Origin of the sequence: Ferrimicrobium sp., assembly GCA_022690815.1 — a bacterium.
Classification (GTDB): Bacteria; Actinomycetota; Acidimicrobiia; order Acidimicrobiales; family Acidimicrobiaceae; genus Ferrimicrobium.
Window position 1 is genome coordinate 1 of record JALCZJ010000007.1, and the last position, 18,642, is coordinate 18,642.

Genomic DNA, 18,642 nt, shown 5'->3' on the forward strand with positions numbered 1-18,642 from the left:
AGCTTGCGCGACTACGCCAAGGGTCGATACCCAGCGGGCATCAACGTTCATCTAATAGACCAGCCTCCTTTGATGCCGTGGATACCTGTGTTTGCCACATCGAGTCCTGCTTTGCTATCGGCAACATGAAGGCAAAGATGTGGAGACGCTTCACAGACGAGAACGAGAGACATGATGCCTACACCCGTCTCGCCCGGTACTCGGCCATCGGGCAGATCATGGGTGGTGGTATACCAAAGATTCCCACGGTGGCTATCCTTCCTGACGCGAGCGCATAGGCGGAAGACGCTGGCCTTGAGGATCTGATTTGTTCCTGGAGACCTGGAGTCCACTGTGTCGTGGCATCTTCTGGGGTGATCTGGGCGTAGTGATCGGTGTGGTTGGTCCGGTCTGAGTCTTCGTTGCCGGTTAGGCAGGCCGGTAGGATGGAGGGAGAAAAGATGGAGGTAATACATGTCCTTAACCGAATTAGAGCCTGCTCAGTCCGTGCTTGTGGTCACAGCTCACCCAGATGATGTCGATTTTGGCGTCGCAGGAACCATCGCAAAGTGGCGCGCCCAGGGTACCGAGATCGCCTACTGCATCGTCACCGATGGTGACGCTGGTGGATTTGACCCATCAATCCCACGCTCCGAGATACCCTCGATTCGCCGTCGTGAGCAGGTGGCGGCAGCCAAGGCTGTTGGTGTTGATACCGTCGAGTTCCTCGGCTATCACGATGGTTCGCTTGAGGTGTCCATGCAGTTGCGACACGACATCACGGCCATGATTCGCCGGTTCAAGCCAGAGCGTGTGCTCTGCCAATCGCCGATTCGTAACTTTGCTCGCATCGGGTCTTCCCACCCAGATCATCTTGCGGCGGGGGAGGCGGCTCTGTGCGCAGTGTATCCGGATGCCCGCAACCCATTTACACATCAGGATTTGCTCGAAGACGGCCTCGAGGCCCACACGGTACTCGACGTCGCGCTGATGGCCTACCCCGATCCAACCCACTATGTGGATGTCACCGATACTTTTGATGCCAAGATTGAGGCGATTTCACAGCATGCGAGCCAGCTCCCAGACCCATCGGGTATGCGAGAGATGGTTCGCGGATGGTTGGCAGCTGGAGCTGCATCCGCGGGATTGCCCGAAGGTCGATTGGCTGAAATGTTCTTCCTTGTGAAGACGGCCTGACAAGCAGCGGTTGATGGTGGGATTCTCACGAGGGGAATGGGTCAATGGCGACACAACTTGGATCTGATCTTTTGGCACATATCGGCGGAACGCCTCTTGTGGAGGTCGAGGATAACATTTTTGTCAAACTGGAGTACCTGAACCCCTCGGGCTCCATCAAGGCTCGCATCGCCAAATACATGGTTGAGAAGGCCGAAGAACAGGGCCTTCTTGAGACGGGCATGACGATTGTGGAGGCTTCCAGTGGCAACACTGGCAACGCGCTGAGCATGGTGGCAGCCCAAAAGGGTTACGAGATGCTGGTCCTCATGCCGGAGGGCCTGTCGAGTGAACGCGTGGCTATCTCCAGGGCCTTTGGAGCGCAGGTGCGAGAGCTGGGGGACTTCCACGTCAACAGTGCACTCCAAGAGGCACGCCAAATCGGTTCACAACCTGGATACTTTTGTCCGGGACAGTTCGATTCCGAGCTCAATGTTGAAGAGAATCGTGAGGTGTTCGGACCCGAGATTTTGGCGGATCTGGGTGAAGGGCGTTTCCCCGATGCCTTCGTCATGGGCGTTGGTACCGGTGGTACGCTGATCGGGGTGGGCCAGTGTTTCCATGCAGTCAACCCCAGCTGTTGGTTGGTCGGGATGGAACCGGATGAGTCGTGCACGATCCTCTGTGGCGAGGTGCATCATCACAAGATCGAAGGCATCGCTGATGGTTTCATTCCCGGGATCTTCGAACGACACCGCGATGAGGTTGATGAGCTGGTGGCGGTGACGAGCTTGGATGCGATTACCGAGATGTACGCGCTCGCACGGCGCGGCTACCTTGTTGGCCCGAGTTCAGGTGCCAACCTCGTCGCAGCACGGCGGCTCAAGGAGCGTCATCCGGAATTCCGTACGATCGTGACGGTGTTCTGCGATGAGGGTGAGAAGTACCTTAGCGAGTACTATCTGGGGCACTGAGGGACAGGGATGCCATCCCCATCCGTCGTCCAGCACGCCAGGGTGCAGTGGTATTTCGCTGCAATCGGAAATAATGCGTAAAAATCTACGAAGGGACGATGCGCAAGCACCGCCCCTTCGTAGATCCCTGTGGACCGTCACAGCCCAACAGAGTTCATTCCTGCCTCGACATGGTTATGACGAGGCAGGTTTGGTGATTTCTTAGTCGGCAAGACTCGCTTCGCCGCCCTGTACCTCGCGTCGGAGTTCGGCTGCTCGTTGGAAGGCCTGCTCCGCGTCGGTGCTATTGCGGCCGGATGCAACCGCCCATGCGTAGAAGACCAGTGCGATCACGATGTCAACCACGATATCGTAGGGATAGTGGATGAAGCCCTTGTGGTTGTTGTAGGGTGCCCCAAACCTCGCCGCACCGAAGTAGGCGATCGCCAGCATCGCTAGTAGGTAGATCGGTAGCCAGATGCCAGATCTCCAGTCTTCGCTGGTGATCTTCTGTACCGGGGCCCCGAGCCATGAAGCGATCAGGTAAACGACGGTGCCTCCGAGGATGCCCACGACGAGTTTCCAGTCGACCGCCCAACCCGACCAGTAGATGATCAACGTGCCACCGATGAAGGCGAGTACGCCGAAAACCTTAGCCCCTCCGAGCCGGAACGGACGGTGCTTGTCGTTGTGATACTTGCGAAACACGGCAAGCGAAACCGGCCCCATCACGTAGGTGAAGGCGGTCGCAGATGAGATGACCCCTACCAGGCTCTGCCAGCTCGGGAAGGGGAGCAAGAAGATGATCGCGAAGAGCACCGTGATCGACATTGCCCAGATCGGCACGCCGAACCGCTCAGAGATCCCCCGGAACTTGTTACCGAGGTAGTTGTTGCGAGCTGATCCGAGCACGACTCGACCTCCGGAGGAGAGGTAGACCAAGCCAGTCCCAGATGGAGAGAGAACGGCGTCTGCATAGAGGATCGATGCCAGCCAGCCGAGCCCAATAATGGTCGCCACTTGAGCGAATGGTGAAGTGTAGGCCAGCGCCGCCCATCCCTTGGCGATCGCATTCGGCGGGAGTGCCGCGATGAAGACCACCTGTACCAGCGTGTAGACGAGTGCTCCAAGGAGGATTGCCGTCAAGATTGCGCGTGGGACATCGCGCTGAGGGTTCTTTGCCTCGCCGGCCATGTCAACCGCCTGGCGGAATCCAAGGAGTGAGAAGATGATGCCACCCGAGGAGACGGCGATGAAGACTCCGGCAGTGCCATAGGGCATGAAGCCTGAGCCGTGCGCGGTCGTGGCCGTGTAGTTGCCCCAGTGCTTGGCGACAAACAAGATCACGATGATGGTCAGCGTCGGCGTGATGAACTTCAAGAAGGTGACCACGCTGTTGATCTTGGCAAAGACCTTGACCCCGTAGATGTTGATGGCGTAAAAGACGAGCAGGATGATGGCTTCGACCACGAAGTCCAGCGTCTTGTTGTTCTGGAACGAGGTGATGTAGTGTTCCGCATACTGCACAACCGCCTCCGCCTCGATTGCAGGCACGGCTGCATAACCCAAAAATGCACCCCAGCTCATGATGAAGCCCGCAAGCGAGCCGTGAGTGAAGTGCGGGAATCGAGTGATACCACCGGCCTCAGGTAGCATGCCCGAGAGTTCGGCGTAGACGAGTGCGATAAAGACCACGATGACGGCAGCGATAATCCATGCAAGAATGGCCGCTGGGCCTGCGTAGTTCGCTGCGTAGAGCACGCCGAAGAGCCAGCCAGAGCCGATGATCGCACCGAGCCCGGCGAAGCTGAGGTCGATGTACGACATTTCACGCCGTAGTCGGCCCCCTTCGGCAGGTTTACTTGTTTGCATTGAGTAGGTCCCCCTGTCTTCTCAGTCTGATCCATAGCTAATAGACGGGCCGATTCGACCCAATCGAAGGCAAATGACACTTCGATTGGGGCCAACTTAGTACAACCGCAGCATCGAAACCGGCATTTTCTGTAAATTCTCTGAGTTTGTGAGCGAGCAAGGTTTACGTGGCGTTGCTACACCAATCGATGACATGCGAGATGCATCGTACGACGTAGCGCTAGATGACCGTGACGCCGGCACGTTGTGCTATCGCTGATGGCTTCATCGGTCGGTCACTGACCGCCGGTTAGCCAAGAGAGCACCCCAGCCATCCCGGGCACCCCAGGTGCCCAGTATGGCACGGCACCCCAGGTGCCCAGTTATGTATGGGCGGTTGCGAGGATGACGATGAATGCAGTTGTCGATGCCTCGTTCTCAACGACTTGTTCTCGACGATGGACGACCCAGAGAGGTGGGGGTGATGTCCTCTATGTTTATGAGAACCACGGACTTTCACCCGCAGCCTGTCATAGACCTCGGTGCCCTGGCCGTGTTGGTGCTCGCGGTTGTGTTGAGCGCATCACGGCGTGTAGCCTTGGGCGAGATGCGAGATGCGAGATGCGAGATGCGAGATGCGAGATGCGAGATGCGAGATGCGAGACGAAGAAGGGAATAAGGTGGATCAAGCCGGCTTTTATGATGTCATCTTTGGGCGCCGAGATGTTCGGGGTCAGTTTAACGGTGAACCCCTGAATCCAGAGGTGCTCGGGAGGATACTGACTGCTGCCCACGCCGCCCCAAGCGTAGGGATGTCCCAGCCATGGGATTTCGTGCTGGTTGAAGCACTTCCAACGCGACAGGCATTCCATGAACACGTACAGAGTGAGCGCACCATCTTCGAAGCAAGCCTCGACGACGAAGCAAGGAAACGCTTCAGTAGGATCAAGATCGAAGGAATCCTAGATGCAAGCCTTGGTATCGTCGTCACCTACGATCCGGAACGGGGTTCCCCACACGTCCTTGGCCGTCATGCGATTGCTGACGCGGGGTTGTACTCGGTGTGTTTGGCGATCGAAAACCTCTGGTTGGCGGCTACAGCTGAGGAGGTCGGAGTAGGGTGGGTTTCGTTTTACCGAGAGGAATTTCTCGCTGAACTCATCGGCCTACCCGCTGGCCTGCGACCAGTGGCCTGGCTCTGTGTCGGCCCGGTCACACACTTTGAGAAGGTGCCCGATCTAGAGCGATTCCAGTGGCAAGCCCGTCGGCCACTAGAGCCACACCTGTTTGTCGATCGATTTGGAACGCCACTCAACGATAGTGAACTCATCGCGCTGCCGACGAAGCTAATGGCGTCTGACTAGGATCTTCTGGTCCCTACACAAGACCGGCACACACCGTTGCTTCGACAATCAAAATCAGGTCCTTGGCGGGCCCGCTGGCGCGTTAGAACTTCAGGCTCTCGAGCAACGCCTGCAACATCTCTCCCTTGCGTAAGTTCTCCGCAACCTTGTTGACGGCCGTGGTGATGCCATCGTCAAGCGGTTGCCCCTGATACAAGGTTCTCGAGAGGTTGTTGAGTCGATCCTGAACCTGCTGTTGCGCAAGAACAGATGAGAGATCAGATGTCGATGCGGCTGTTAGTAGCTCTCGTGTCGTAGCGATGCCACTGTCGAGCTCAAGCTGGTAGAGGGATTCGACGAAGCCTTCAAGGTCATCAATCGAGTTGGCTTGATCGACGAGGAGCGAAAGATAGAGAGCGAGCGCGCGCCCCGGAACTAGGAGATCGATCGCTTGCTGGTCGATTTCAGCCTGTGCCAAGTGCTCCCGGCGCTGGAGCCAGCTCGTGGGCAGCTCTTCGCGCGCACTCAAGTCGCGAGCAACCGTCTTCACCTGAGTCACAAGTTGGCTCAAGTTATCGGTATCAAAGAGTTTGTCGGGCTGGCTAAGCACGAGTCGCAGCTCAAGTGCAGAAGTGCAGACCAGATCCTGAAAGCCGAGATAGGCATCCATGCGGGCATCAAACGACGTCCCGCTCGACCAGAGCAGGCGACGCACGGTTGTACGTGCATCGGTGAGCACCAACGCGAGGTAAAGATACTCGGCTGCCTGGACAATTGAGATGTTCGCTGCGGCCGCGATTGCCTGAACGCCGAACACGCCAACATGGTTGACGATGACGTTGGCGATGGTCGTGGCGATGAGTTCTCTGCGTAACGGGTGTCGAAGTGAGAGTTGCTCGATTCGTTGGCGCACGGGCAACGGAAAGTACTCCTCGTAGAGACCATCGGTGAGGGGATGGTCAAGTAGTGAACTCTCCATCAGCTGTTGATTGAGGTCCAGCTTGACGTAGGAGATAATGATGGCGAGTTCAGCCCTTGTCAGCTTACGACTCGGGGTGTCGACTGCGGTGATCGATGGATCCGGTAGGCTCTCAACGCTAGGGGCTAACCCAGCGGTATCAACGAGATGCCTCAACAGCCGCGTGATCTCCCCCCATGATCGATCGTACCGCGCCTCGGCCGCTGACAATGCCCAGTTCTGGTACACATTGTCGGCGAGCACTTGCGTCTCAACCTCTGAGACGCACTGTGCAAGTACGTCGTTGCGTTGGTCGACGGTGAGTACTCCCTCCTGGACGAGGGCATCAAGAGCGATCTTGATGTTGACCTCGTGGTCGGATGTGTCGACGCCCGCCGAGTTGTCGATCGAGTCGGTATTGCAGTGACCACCGCTCAGGCAGTACTCGATACGCCCAAGCTGGGTCATGCCAAGGTTGCCTCCTTCGCCGATTACCCTGGCACGCACCTCGTTACCGTTGAGTCGCACCGGGTCGTTCGCCTTATCGGCAACGTCGATGTTAGCCTCGGTCGAGGCCTTAACATAGGTGCCGATGCCTCCATTGAAGAGAAGGTCGACCGGTGCGCCCAGGATGTGCTTTATGAGTTGATTCGGTTCATAGGAGCCAACGGGAATGGCAAGTACCTCGGCGATTTGAGGGGAAATCGTGATGCTCTTGACGCTACGAGGGAAAACACCCCCCCCTTCGGAGATAGCCGATTTGGGATAATCCTCCCAAGTGGTGCCAGCGCCTTGCGAGAAGATTGCGGCGCGGGCCTGCCAAGAGACTTCGGGTTCAGGGTCTGGGTCGAGGAAGATGTGCCGATGATCAAAGGCGGCAACGAGCTTGAGTTGGTGTGATCGTAACATGCCGTTGCCGAACACATCGCCAGAGAGGTCGCCGATGCCGACGACGCGGATCGGCGTTCGCGCGACATCGATGCCAAGCGAGTCAAAGAGATGCTCGACTGAGACCCAGGCACCCTTGGCCGTGATGCCCATTTGCTTGTGATCGAAACCGTGAGACCCACCAGAGGCGAAGGCATCGCCAAGCCAATAGCCACGGCTCACTGCGATCTCGTTAGCGATATCTGAGTAGGTGGCTGTTCCCTTGTCGGCTGCGACGACCAAATAGTGATCCGGGCCGTCATGACATAGCGTCTGTTCAGGAGGTACAATCTTGCCGGCGATGAGATTGTCGGTGAGTGAGAGCAATGTCTCCATGAAGATCCGATATGATCGCTCAATCTTGGCCGCATTGCGACTCTTGGGATCAAGGTCCTTGACGATGAACCCACCCTTGGACCCGACTGGCACGATGACGGCATTTTTGACGGTCTGTGCCTTCATGAGCCCGAGGATTTCCGTTCTGAAGTCCTCCATGCGATCGGAGAAACGGATACCGCCACGAGCCACGGGTCCGCCACGCAGATGGACGGCTTCGGTGGTTTCGTTGCGGAGATAGATCTCGTAGCGTGGTTTTGGATCAGGAAGGAACGTGAGTGGGCGAGGGTCGATTTTGAAGGCCACTGCTTTGCGTTCGGCTTGGAAGAGGTTCGTGCGCAACATGGCTCGAATGAGTTCACTCATGCCGCGAAGTACTTTGTCCTGGTCAAGCGATGAGACCGTTGCCAGTGCTTCATCCAACGAACTCATTAGTCGTCCCTCTGATTCCTCCCGATCCATGTCGGAGATGTCCGGATCAAATCGGTTAAAGAAGAGGCGCACCAACATACGTGCAAGCACGGGTTGGCCGACCAGAGCTTGTTGACAATAGGCCTCTGAGTATCCGAGGTTGGTCAGTCGTAGATAGCTGGCCAAGGCACGCAGCACAGCAATCTCTTCTGGATTCAGATCAGCGGTGATCGCGAGCTGGTTGAGCTGGTCATTCTCTTCATGGCCGAGCCAGATCGCAGCCAGCGACTGCTCAACTCGCTCTCGAACGCGCTCGCTGTTGAGGCGTTCGGCGGATTGATCGTCGTCGACGACAAGGCCGAGGTCGATAATCCAGAGCTCGCGGTTGCCGCTTCGACCACGGTATGGCTGTTCGTCGGAGACCTTGAGGCCAAAGTTCTCGATCACCGGCAAAATTTGCGAGAGAGACAGTCTGTTGCCGAGGAGAATGAGATGAAGGCGAAGGTCGCCGTCGGTGCCGATCAGGAGACGAGTCGAAAGGCGACGATCAGACTCCAACAGTGACGCAATGGCGACCAGGTCAGAGGTGATAAATTCGTCGTTCTCCTCTTGTTGGTAGCTCTCTTCGACCGACTCGGCGACAAGGTCAAGTGCACCAAGCACCTTCGGCAAGAAGTCTGAATCGATCTCTTGGCGCAGTTTGGCACGGATCCGGGCCCGCCACGGGGTAGTTACCCGATCCAGTTCGTCGCGCAACTTATCGAGGCCATCCGGGGTGAGCGAGCCGAGCAGTACGTACTCGAGCACGAGGCGGCGTTCACCATAGAACCGGCCAACCTGCTTGGGGACCCCTTCGCAGTAGATCGACAAGGTATCGTCAATGCGATCTTCAATCCCAAATTCGACGCGATCACCCGGCACCAGCACAAGGAGATGACGTGGGCCAGTCGGCTCTTGACTGAGAAACACCTGCGTGCGAGAGACCTCTTCGACCAGGAGGCCGGCACGCGCGAGCTCAAGAAAATCGTTCATCTGCAGGGCAAGCACGGTATCGATGTTGAGCGAGGTAACGAAGTCCCGTAGGACTCGATAGGAATGACTCGTAGGGAGCAAGTTCAGGCGTTGGCGTGCCGCCTCAAGGCGGGTCGCTACCTCGGGCACCGCTAGCCCTATTGAACCAGTGCGATGCGGCCGAAAGATGCCGACGAAATCGACCTCCCCCTCTGGTGCCTTGAATGAGACGGCGCGCAGTTGCGAAAAGTCAAGAATCTCGGAACGTGCTGGCAGGACCTGGATTCGATAGCTCGTTGTGAGCCCCCGTGGCCACTGCCGATCGATGACGACATCCTCGCGGGTGAGTCCAAGATCGAGGCGAGCGCCTTTCTTTGGACGGCGAATCTCGGCAAAAGGCAAAAAGTGGGAGAATGCAGAGTCGCTGACGGGAGCCTCAGTTTTTCCGTTGATCGGGAACTCCTGATCTTCAACGAGATGGAGAAGGTCTGACAGCATGCGGTCACGGTCACGGTTGAAGTGGTGTAACTGCTGATAGCGTTTGGCAAGGGTTCGCAGTAATTGTTCAGCCTCGACCTTGGTGACTGCGATGGGGATTTGTGCGGCAAAGAACGAAAGCAGGTCCGATGGTTGGGCCGATGAGACATTGCAGCCACAACTTGCGAGATCGGATCGTTCGAGAATTGGGTGGATCGTCGTGAGTCGATCAGACTTCTCTCGAATGGTCTGCAGGAATGTGTCGACGAGGAATTCCATGTCGTTGCTCACGATGGAGATCATCGTTCCTGGAGCTCGCATGGTCGAAAAGACGGATTCCAACTCGGAGAACCCATCGGGCCGACAACGAATCCGCACCACATCAGACCCTCGAACAATCTCCATCACGCATATGTCATCGGTTCCGATGGCATCGAGCGTATGCATCTGCGAGGTCAGTGCGGCGATGACGAAGTCGGTTGAGAAGGCGGTCTCTTCCTCTGGATCGATGTGAGCCGTAAAGAGGCGGGCAAAACCGAGAAAGGCCTTACGCTTCGCAGGCGTCTGAGCCTGAGACTCGAGGTCTCTGAGACGCTCCTTCAAACCGCTAAAGACCGGATTTTTGGCAGGCTTCTTCGATGTAAGTGTCAACTTCGACTCCTTTGTCGAGTAGATCTATGCTCTAACTTAGCGGCTCTAGGCCCACTCATGCAACACCGCGGAGCTTCTCTTTTGATGCCGAGGGCCGTGGCCAGGACTTTCCTGCTCGAATAATCGGCAAAGATCGTGGTCGTCTTAATGGGCTCTTCATGGACTCAGGCATCACGGAGCCCCTCAGTCACCGCTCGGTCAGGTTGTGCGCGGTAGCGCTAGGTTGGAGGGTGTGATAGCGCCAAGCGTTGGTGCTAGCCCTTAGGAATGGAGAAGTAGTATGCGTCGTTCTGTGTACTGGGCGCTTGCATGGCCGTTCTTCCTCGCGTTAGCCTTCTTACTCGCTATCTTGATCGGATTGGTAGCGCTGGATCTGTTGAGCTTTGCATATCGACGGATTGGTATCGCTCCCGGTTGGCTGCTGCTCACGCTCGTTGGCACCATTGTCGGGAGTTTTATCAACGTCCCTGTGGCCCGCGTTCACAACCCAGTCGAGCAGCCCATCGAGCGCTCGATCAGCTTTCTTGGTATCCGTTATGTAATACCGACGCCGCCGCGTCCTAGCGAGACGACGATTGCGGTCAACCTCGGTGGAGCCGTAATCCCGACGATGTTATCGGTATATCTTGCGGTTCATGATCATTTGGAGTTGCTCGCACTCATCGGAGTGGCAATTGCAGCAGTAGTGGTCCGTTTCGTCGCCCGTCCTATACGAGGTGTGGGGATCGCGGTGCCGATTGTCTTACCGGCCCTTGTCGCCGTGATCCTCGCGTCACTGCTCACCGTTCACTATCTCGCAGCGCTCGCCTATATTATCGGGGTCATGGGGGTACTCGTCGGTGCTGATTTGTCGAATCTCAACAAAACACGATCCCTCGGTGCGTCGATCGTCTCAATCGGTGGGGCAGGAACATTTGACGGCATTTTCCTCACAGGTCTCCTGGCCGTCTTGCTTGCCTCAATCTGATCGAGATGATGTGGTGCTGTGCTAATCACTGACCCTTAGCGCACGCGAGTAATCGTTGTGGTGCTGCGCCGGGGACGACATCATTGCCCTTGACTCAGGGAGTAGCCCGGGACTCCATCGAAGGCGAACAGTCCTTCGGTTTTGATGAACGGCAACCCAGCGGCGTCGAGCCGACGAAGCTGATCGATAAGGTCCGCGGTTGTGAGAACGGTCGATGGATCGGCCGCCTGAAACCGACAACGCCAGTGGTCGACACAGAAGGTCTCGGCTGCTCCATCTGGATACACCTTCTGGCCGCGGTTGCTGATCATGATCAGCCCCATATGGGGGTTGAGATTTGCCTCGATCATGTGACCGAGTTCGTCAGCGCTACCTCGCCATTCGAGGAAGATGTCGATCCCCGCAATGGTCTTGACCTCGATTGGACGATCCGTTACCGTAACGGCGATTGGCTCTTCCGTATCTGGATAGTGAACAGGTGTGAGCTGTTGAGGAGCCTCTCCAAGTCGTTCGATTACCGACTTTGCAAATTCTGCGGTACTCACCATGCGCTCTGATCGACCCTCGGTAAAGATGTCTTGGGTATGGACACCATCTTCGATCGTCCGCAGCCAGGCGTTGTGGACACTGGTAGCGATCTCCCCGAGCCCAAGGTGAACCAACATCAAGACGGCTCCCATCAGAAGGCCCGATGGATTGGCCACATTTTGACCTGCTAATGGGGGTGCTGATCCGTGGATCGCTTCGAACATCGCAATCTCATCGCCAATGTTTGCGCTGCCAGCCAATCCGACAGAGCCGGTGATCTCGGCTGCGACATCCGAGAGGATATCTCCATAGAGGTTCGGTAAAACGAGAACGTCGAACTGCTCTGGTGCGGTGGCAAGCTTCGCGGTTCCAATATCGATGATCCAGTGCTCGGATTCGATATCGGGATACTGGGCCGCGACCTCATCGAAGATTTTGTGGAACGTTCCATCGGAGAGCTTCATGATGTTATCCTTAGTGAAGCTGGTGACCTTGTGGCGGTGGTAGCGGCGCGCGTACTCGAAGGCATAACGAATAATGCGCTCGCTGCCAGGGCGTGTGATGAGTTTGAGCGTCTGAAAGACGTCTTGGGTCTGGCGATGTTCGATGCCTCCGTAGAGGTCCTCCTCGTTCTCACGAATGATGACTAGATCCATACCCGGATGCTGGGTTGGGATGAACGGTGCGTAGGAGATGCAAGGACGTATGTTGGCATAGAGTCCGAACGTTTTGCGAATGGTCACGTTGACACTCTTGAACCCACCACCTTGTGGTGTGGTGATTGGGGCCTTCAGTAGAACCTTGGTGCGTCGTAGCGAGTCCCAGGCGCCTGGTTCGACGCCGGACGAGATGCCTTGCTCAAAGACCTGCGCACCTACTTTGATGCGTTCAATCTCGAGATTGGCACCTGCGGCCTCAAGAATATCCAGAGTGGCAGCCATGATTTCTGGTCCAATGCCGTCCCCCTCGGCGACGGTGATGCGTTTTGCCCTGTCGGTGCCCATCTTTGCTCCTCGTCTTCGTTAGCTCCTCGCCCTCTCGACGAGGTACGGCTTGCGCACTGTCCGCTCGGTCGCGAAAGTTAGAGAAACCTCTGTGTCCTCACGTTGATCAATCAAATTGTAGACGACACTTGTCTGAGCCACCAAAAGTGGATGGGTGACGGTCGTCAATGCAAGCCCGCGAACAGCTGATTGCAAGGTTGGACGGGTGGCCGTGCTGGGTACTGAGAGCACGAATCGCGAGTCGCGGTAGCGACTGGGGCTACCGCTAGGGGGTGTTAGAGTCGATTTTTGAGGTCGAGACGATGGGGATGCCCATCGGACCATCGTAGGGGTGGTCATGAACGTGCTGGCAACTACGACCTCGCCGTCGGGCCGATGTTGTTGGTATGCTGGACCGAAGCGGAGGAGGGACATGAACGACGAGCAGCTTGAACAGATGCGGTCCGGGTCGGGATTTATCGCTGCGCTCGACCAGAGCGGTGGGAGCACACCGTCGGCGTTAGCGCATTATGGCATCCCTCGGGAGGCCTATCACGGCGATGCTGAGATGTTGGATCTGATGCACGAGATGCGTACAAGGATTATGACCGACCCGAGTTTTCGAGGAGATCGGATCCTTGGAGCGATTCTGTTCGAGGACACCATGGATCGAAAGGTCGCAAACCTGGATACCCCGACCTACCTCTGGACCGAGCGCCATGTGGTCCCCTTCGTCAAGGTTGACAAGGGTTTGGCAGATGAGATCGACGGAGCCCGCTGTATGAACCCCATGCCTGGGCTTGAGGGATTGCTCGCTCGAGCCATCCAAAAAGGTGTCTTTGGCACCAAAATGCGGTCGTTCATTCACTTGGCAAATGCGAGAGGGATTCAGGCGGTGGTTGACCAGCAGTTTGAGATTGGTCGCACGATCGCTCGTCGAGGCCTGATACCGATTCTTGAGCCAGAGATCGATATCACGAGCCCTGAGAAGTCTGAAGCTGAGCGTATGCTGCGTGACGCGATCTTGGAGTCCCTTGAGGGGTTGGTGCCTGACGAGTTGATCATGCTCAAGCTCACGTTGCCTGAACAGGACGATTTTTATGCACCGTTGCTGCAACACCCAAATGTGGTGCGGGTCGTTGCTCTTTCTGGGGGGTACTCTCGAGACGAGGCCTCGAGCCGACTCGCTCGCAATCATGGCATGATTGCGAGTTTCTCACGGGCTCTCACTGAAGGGCTCACGGTTGACATGAGTGATACTGCGTTCCAACAGGAATTCAAGAGTGCGGTCGATCAGGTATTTTCAGCTTCCATCACGTGAGGTGATCATGCTCGGTGGTGTGGATTATAGGGATGCAAGAAAGTGTCGCCGTCTGGAGTGTGGGTCCGATGTGCCTCGCAGAGCTGCTGGCGGCGCGGTCGAGCAACCCGGACTGATTGAGGTTGCATAACGCCTCCAATCCAGAGGCGTTGGTGCTATGCGTCTTTGTTTGATTCCGACCAATGACGACCACGGCCGCTTCGCGTGATTAGCCGTGCCGCCTGAGCGTTTGTGCTGCTCGAGAGAGCTTAAGGTCGTCGTGACAGCATTGGAGCGTGTCGGGGGTTCCATCAGCTCGGCGCGCTGATCGTACGCCGCTCCACCGTTCCATCGGTGTGTCCGATCAAGATTGTTCCGACCATCGATGGGGGAAAGAGCCCGTGGTCTACGACCCCCGGCGTGGCGGAAAACCATGATGCAAGAGCTTGTGGGTCATCGACGGAACCGTGGTAGTCGCCGATCACACCTCCGTCAGGGCTCAGCGGGACGTCCCTGAGGGTGACGGTGCTGTTACCGAGTCGACGCAGCGTGGATCCAAGCCCGAAGGCTAAAAGCTCCAAGGGTATCGGGCCATGGATCCGCTCGACGACCTTTGAGGAATCGGCAATGACGACAAAGTATTGCGCGGTAATGGCGACGAGCTTTTCACGGGTATGGGCAGCTCCACCGCCCTTGACAAGCCAACCCTCGGTTGAGATCTGGTCGGCGCCGTCAATAGCGATATCGAGGCTAGAGACATCGGTAAAGGGCTCGACCACGAGGCCGAGCTGGCGAGCGATCGCTTCGGTGTGGGGTGAGGTGGCCACACACCGAATCCGGCGTTGTGTTTGTGCGAGTGCCGAGAGGAGAAAGGCGACGGTTGACCCGGTTCCAAGACCGACCGTCATATGGTCCTTTACGAAGGATACTGCCTCCTGGGCTGCTAACTGCTTTTCTCTGGCTACATCTATCATTGCGCTGACTCCCGAGCGGTTGGCGATCGATCCCAATGTGGATCCTCGACAGGTGGCTTGAGTCTAACGGCGAACGTTGACACACACCGACGAGGTTCATGATGGCTACCAATGCCTCGGACATCGTTAAAGTTCTCAGTTGCAATGGGGTATCCGTGTCACGGTTGGCTACCCCCGGGTGGTAGGAGATATTCGGGCGCCTTCTGTGACGTTGCGACGACCTAACGGTCGTATTGGCGCTCCCATGGTCCGCTTGGATGGGTGATCATTACTGACACCGGTGGCTCGACTCATGGTTAACCATACGATGGTGCGCGTCGGGTCGCTTCGTGCCAGAGAATTTGAGCTTAACGAGGTTGGGATGTGTGCAGCCAGCTCCCACCGAACTCAAGACCCAAATCAGGCAGCGTCAGCGTCCTATCGTCCGTATCTGCTACAGCGAAATCTGACGGGCGGTCGGTGCCCAGTCCCAACGATTGTTGAGCGCCGCTCGGCCAGGGGCTCGTCTTGGTTCTGCGTCGAAAGCTCCAGTCGTTGTGGGCGCCTCAGCGACGAGGCCATTGCGGGTGATATGGACCCGCAACACGGGGTGGAGGTGAAGGGACTCGAACCCTCGGCCTCTACATTGCGAACGTAGCGCTCTACCAGCTGAGCTACACCCCCGGGCGTAGCAAAGTCTACCCGATCAAACTCAGGCGATGGCTCGTTCGGAGGCACTTACGGGCGATTGCGCCATACGTCGCTGTGTCGGATTGGATACGCGTGCTTTGGCAACGTTCTTGCTCGCGCGTACGAGCATGAGGAACACAACGATCGAGAACAGGCTGATGAGGGTTAGCACGAGACCGATGGGCGTGGCAACTGCTGTGAGAATCAACCCGATCACAAGTGAGAGCGTCAGCGAAGCGAGCGTACGTTGCCGTCTGCGGTAACTTGGCATCGGCGAGGAGTACGGGCGTGTTGGCTCGGCTGGAAGCCGTCGTGTTGGGTAGCTTTGGATTCCCATCTCAAGTGCTCCAAGCTGTTGACGGAAGGCAACGATCGAGCGCAGATAGTCCTTGCGCTTGTGGGCACCAACGAGTGGTTGCGCGAGCACGAGCGACCATCCAACAACCAGAGCAACAACGATTCCAGCCTGCATACAATTATTCCCCCTCGTCTCGCCGCCAAATCCCGGACTTGCCACCAGTCTTTTCCCAAAGGGCAAGTTCTCCGATAACCATCGAGCGATCGTATGATTTGCACATATCGTAGATCGTGAGTGCCGCGATGGAAGCCGCTGTCAATGCCTCCATCTCCACGCCGGTCCGGTCGACGGTCTCGACTTGGGCCTCCACCTCGACATAGGTGTCACCTAGGGTGAAGTTGATATACACTGAGCCAATCAGGAGAGGGTGGCACAACGGAATTAGATCAGGAGTTCGCTTCGACGCTTGGATGCCGGCGATTCTTGCAGCACCGAGCACATCACCCTTGTTGACCGCGTTGTTGGCGACCAAAGCGGTCGTCTCTGGCTTCATGAACACCTTGCACCGAGCCAGCGCCCGCCGGTGCGTCGGCTCTTTCGGGGTGACATCTACCATCCGTGCTCGACCCAACGGGTCAAGGTGCGTAAGCTCTCGATCTGCCATGCCTACACTTTAGGTGGCAAATCGTGGGCGCGGCGGCGATTTTACGATTAACCGCCGATTTGACTCATGGATTTTGGCGGTCGAATGAAGTTGACTCTCCCAATGGAGTGCCCAGCCCATTTTGTGGCAATGATGGCTTCAATCTGGGTAGCCAGCTCCTGGGTGGATGCCCCCGCGCGAAGCATCATGCGCAGATCGTGCTCGTCGAGTGCGAACAGGCACGTTCGAATCTTGCCATCTGCACTGAGGCGAACCCGATCGCAGTCTCCACAAAATGGTTGTGTAACCGTCGGTATGATGCCGAATGAGCCTTGGCCGTCGCGGTAGCGATAGGTCGTGGCCGGAGCCGTGCCGCGCTGGGGCTCCTCTACCGGAAAGACACGATCGATCTGGGCTAGGATCTCTGCCGCAGAGAGCACGTCAGTGCGCTCCCATGCATTCGATCCATCGAGTGGCATGAACTCGATGAAGCGAACCTGGAGGTCGTGTTCACGCCCGAAACGGGCAAAGTCGACGATTTCGTCATCGTTGACACCTTGCATGGCGACGACGTTCAGTTTGATCGGCGCGAAACCTACGGCTTGCGCTGCTTCGATACCCTCGAGCACTCGCTCAAATTGTGGACGTCTGGTGATTTGGAGGAAGCGATCGGCCCGAAGGGTGTCTAACGAGATATTGATTCGATCAAGACCTGCCTCGCGCAGCGGTTCAGCAATGAGTGGCAATGTGACGCCGTTGGTGGTCAGAGAGAGGTTGATCTTGTTGCCTTCGTGATTCCGTAACCCGGCAAGCATACCCACCAGGCGTGGTAGCTGAGCACGAACGGTGGGTTCGCCGCCGGTCAAGCGGATCGACTCGATGTAAAAGCGCTCAGTGAAGACACGGCTGATCTCTGTGATCTCCTCGAAGGTCAGGAGGTCGTGCCGTGGCAGCCACTCGATCCCTTCTTCGGGGAGACAGTAAGTGCAACGGAAGTTGCAGCGATCGGTGACCGAGATACGCAGGTCACGAATTTCGCGCCCGTAGCTGTCGATCAGGTGCTTGCGGCGATTCATTCTTAGTAGCGTAGTGACAATGGTCGTTGGTGATTCGTCGAGCACAGCCTGATGCGCCCAGTGGTCTGTCTGCTGACTGGCGGACGCTCTCTTCGCATGGGCCGCGATAAGGCGGGCTTATATCATGACGGCCTTCCACAGGCACAATGGCTCGCCGATCTCGTCAGCTCGGTGGTTGGTCCACGGGTGATCGAGGTCGGTGGGAACCAAACGGGTTGTGGCTTCTTCCTCGATGCCGGCAATGGCCCCGCGCGCGCGTTGCATGAAGCAGCGATCGGCGGCGTCTTGGGCAACTCAGGTGTTGTGATCGTGCTTCCAGTCGATCTCTACCAGCTCGAAGCAACAGGCGTGTATTGGTTTGTGCGCGAAGCGCTCTGTGTCCCGTGCGTGGCGGTTGTCGATGGAAGACCTTCTTGGGATATCCTTGGCATTCCGGTCCGGCTATTGCAACAAGCGCCACCTGGTGATTCATTGCGTCACCTAGCATCGGATCTTCGCCACCTCAAGGTGCCCAGGTCGCTCGCTCCACAATTTCGAGACAGCGACTATCCGCGGGATCTGCCTCGCGGGGTGATTTTGGACTAGACGGCTTCGACGAGTTGCGTGTAGCGCTGGAGGGCGTCGCCTACGCAGTCGGGCGCACCTAATAGATATCGTTCCACCAATAATCCCACAACCATCGTCCGCTTCGCGAGGGTCGCATCCGGAAGAAGAAGGTCAAGCAGGAGCTCAAACTGCTCCTTGCCGTGATCTTGGGCATCAGCCAAGCATACAAGCAACGCGCTGATCCATTGTGTGGCCCCGTCGACTTCAAAGAGGGATAGTTTCCAGGCGAGATCGTGGGTGGGGTCGGAGAGGGCAGTCATGATCGTTATCGGGATATAGGTCACCTCTTGCAGCAGATCCGCCTTCGAGCCGAAGTAATGGTAGATCAGCGCTGGGTCGACGCCGGCTACCTTTGCCACTCTGCGGATGGTAAGGCTACTCGCACCGTCGTTGGCGAGCACGTCCATAGCTGCTTGCAGGATTTGATCCCTACGGTCCTGCCAGGTTTCTTGTACAGTTCCCATAACCAGCTCCACCTTTTGCATTGTGCAAGTTGTCCAAAGCTATCGGAACAATTTGACCGTT

Annotated in this window: 15 protein-coding genes and 1 tRNA gene; 7 read left to right on the top strand and 9 right to left on the bottom strand. The window is 57.0% G+C overall.

Annotated features, from left to right (window positions below):
• The 3 genes from MP439_03295 to MP439_03305 all read left to right on the top strand — a co-directional run.
• Positions 1 to 278: hypothetical protein (locus MP439_03295; GenBank protein ID MCI2975086.1), on the top strand; the 278-nt coding region annotated here is incomplete at its 5' end.
• A 175-nt stretch (positions 279 to 453) separates the two neighbouring features.
• Positions 454 to 1,176 (top strand): PIG-L family deacetylase, encoded by a 723-nt coding sequence (locus MP439_03300; GenBank protein MCI2975087.1) that lies wholly within the window; start codon positions 454 to 456, stop codon positions 1,174 to 1,176.
• Between the two features lie 44 nt (positions 1,177 to 1,220).
• Positions 1,221 to 2,129, top strand: a complete 909-nt coding sequence (locus MP439_03305; GenBank protein MCI2975088.1) for a cysteine synthase family protein — start codon at positions 1,221 to 1,223, stop codon at positions 2,127 to 2,129.
• Positions 2,130 to 2,330: 201 nt separating this feature from the next.
• Here the strand turns inward: MP439_03305 and MP439_03310 are convergent, their stop codons facing one another.
• On the bottom strand, positions 2,331 to 3,980 hold the full coding sequence (locus MP439_03310) for an APC family permease (protein ID MCI2975089.1): 1,650 nt from the start codon (positions 3,978 to 3,980) through the stop codon (positions 2,331 to 2,333).
• Positions 3,981 to 4,639: 659 nt separating this feature from the next.
• Here MP439_03310 and bluB point away from each other — a divergent pair.
• A complete protein-coding gene (gene bluB, locus MP439_03315) occupies positions 4,640 to 5,323 on the top strand; it encodes a 5,6-dimethylbenzimidazole synthase (protein MCI2975090.1) in 684 nt (227 codons plus the stop codon).
• Positions 5,324 to 5,405: 82 nt separating this feature from the next.
• Here bluB and MP439_03320 read toward each other — a convergent pair whose 3' ends face one another.
• Entirely contained in the window at positions 5,406 to 10,073 is a 4,668-nt protein-coding gene (locus tag MP439_03320; GenBank protein ID MCI2975091.1) for an NAD-glutamate dehydrogenase, read from the bottom strand.
• A 280-nt stretch (positions 10,074 to 10,353) separates the two neighbouring features.
• Here MP439_03320 and MP439_03325 point away from each other — a divergent pair, with 280 nt between their 5' ends.
• Positions 10,354 to 11,040 carry a DUF1614 domain-containing protein gene (locus tag MP439_03325; protein ID MCI2975092.1) on the top strand — a complete coding sequence of 229 codons (687 nt, stop codon included), beginning with the start codon at positions 10,354 to 10,356 and terminating at the stop codon, positions 11,038 to 11,040.
• Positions 11,041 to 11,120: 80 nt separating this feature from the next.
• On the opposite strand, the gene MP439_03330 is transcribed toward MP439_03325, so the two are convergent.
• On the bottom strand, positions 11,121 to 12,572 hold the full coding sequence (locus MP439_03330; GenBank protein MCI2975093.1) for an NADP-dependent isocitrate dehydrogenase: 1,452 nt from the start codon (positions 12,570 to 12,572) through the stop codon (positions 11,121 to 11,123).
• A gap of 412 nt (positions 12,573 to 12,984) precedes the next feature.
• On the opposite strand from MP439_03330, the gene MP439_03335 reads away from it, so the two are divergent.
• Positions 12,985 to 13,872 (top strand): fructose bisphosphate aldolase, encoded by an 888-nt coding sequence (locus MP439_03335; GenBank protein MCI2975094.1) that lies wholly within the window; start codon positions 12,985 to 12,987, stop codon positions 13,870 to 13,872.
• A 290-nt stretch (positions 13,873 to 14,162) separates the two neighbouring features.
• Here the strand turns inward: MP439_03335 and rpiA are convergent, their stop codons facing one another.
• From rpiA to moaA, 5 genes are all read right to left on the bottom strand, one after another.
• Positions 14,163 to 14,825, bottom strand: a complete 663-nt coding sequence (gene rpiA, locus MP439_03340; GenBank protein ID MCI2975095.1) for a ribose 5-phosphate isomerase A — start codon at positions 14,823 to 14,825, stop codon at positions 14,163 to 14,165.
• Between the two features lie 590 nt (positions 14,826 to 15,415).
• Positions 15,416 to 15,488: transfer RNA gene (locus MP439_03345), tRNA-Ala, on the bottom strand.
• Between the two features lie 28 nt (positions 15,489 to 15,516).
• Positions 15,517 to 15,966, bottom strand: a complete 450-nt coding sequence (locus MP439_03350; GenBank protein MCI2975096.1) for a hypothetical protein — start codon at positions 15,964 to 15,966, stop codon at positions 15,517 to 15,519.
• A 4-nt stretch (positions 15,967 to 15,970) separates the two neighbouring features.
• The gene (moaC, locus tag MP439_03355; protein ID MCI2975097.1) at positions 15,971 to 16,456 is read right to left on the bottom strand and encodes a cyclic pyranopterin monophosphate synthase MoaC; all 486 of its coding nucleotides are present in this window, start codon (positions 16,454 to 16,456) and stop codon (positions 15,971 to 15,973) included.
• A gap of 47 nt (positions 16,457 to 16,503) precedes the next feature.
• Positions 16,504 to 17,511, bottom strand: a complete 1,008-nt coding sequence (gene moaA / locus MP439_03360; protein MCI2975098.1) for a GTP 3',8-cyclase MoaA — start codon at positions 17,509 to 17,511, stop codon at positions 16,504 to 16,506.
• Between the two features lie 96 nt (positions 17,512 to 17,607).
• On the opposite strand from moaA, the gene MP439_03365 reads away from it, so the two are divergent.
• On the top strand, positions 17,608 to 18,096 hold the full coding sequence (locus tag MP439_03365) for a hypothetical protein (protein MCI2975099.1): 489 nt from the start codon (positions 17,608 to 17,610) through the stop codon (positions 18,094 to 18,096).
• On the opposite strand, the gene MP439_03370 is transcribed toward MP439_03365, so the two are convergent.
• Entirely contained in the window at positions 18,093 to 18,581 is a 489-nt protein-coding gene (locus MP439_03370) for a TetR/AcrR family transcriptional regulator (protein ID MCI2975100.1), read from the bottom strand. The genes MP439_03365 and MP439_03370 overlap by 4 nt on opposite strands.
• Positions 18,582 to 18,642 lie beyond the last annotated feature (61 nt).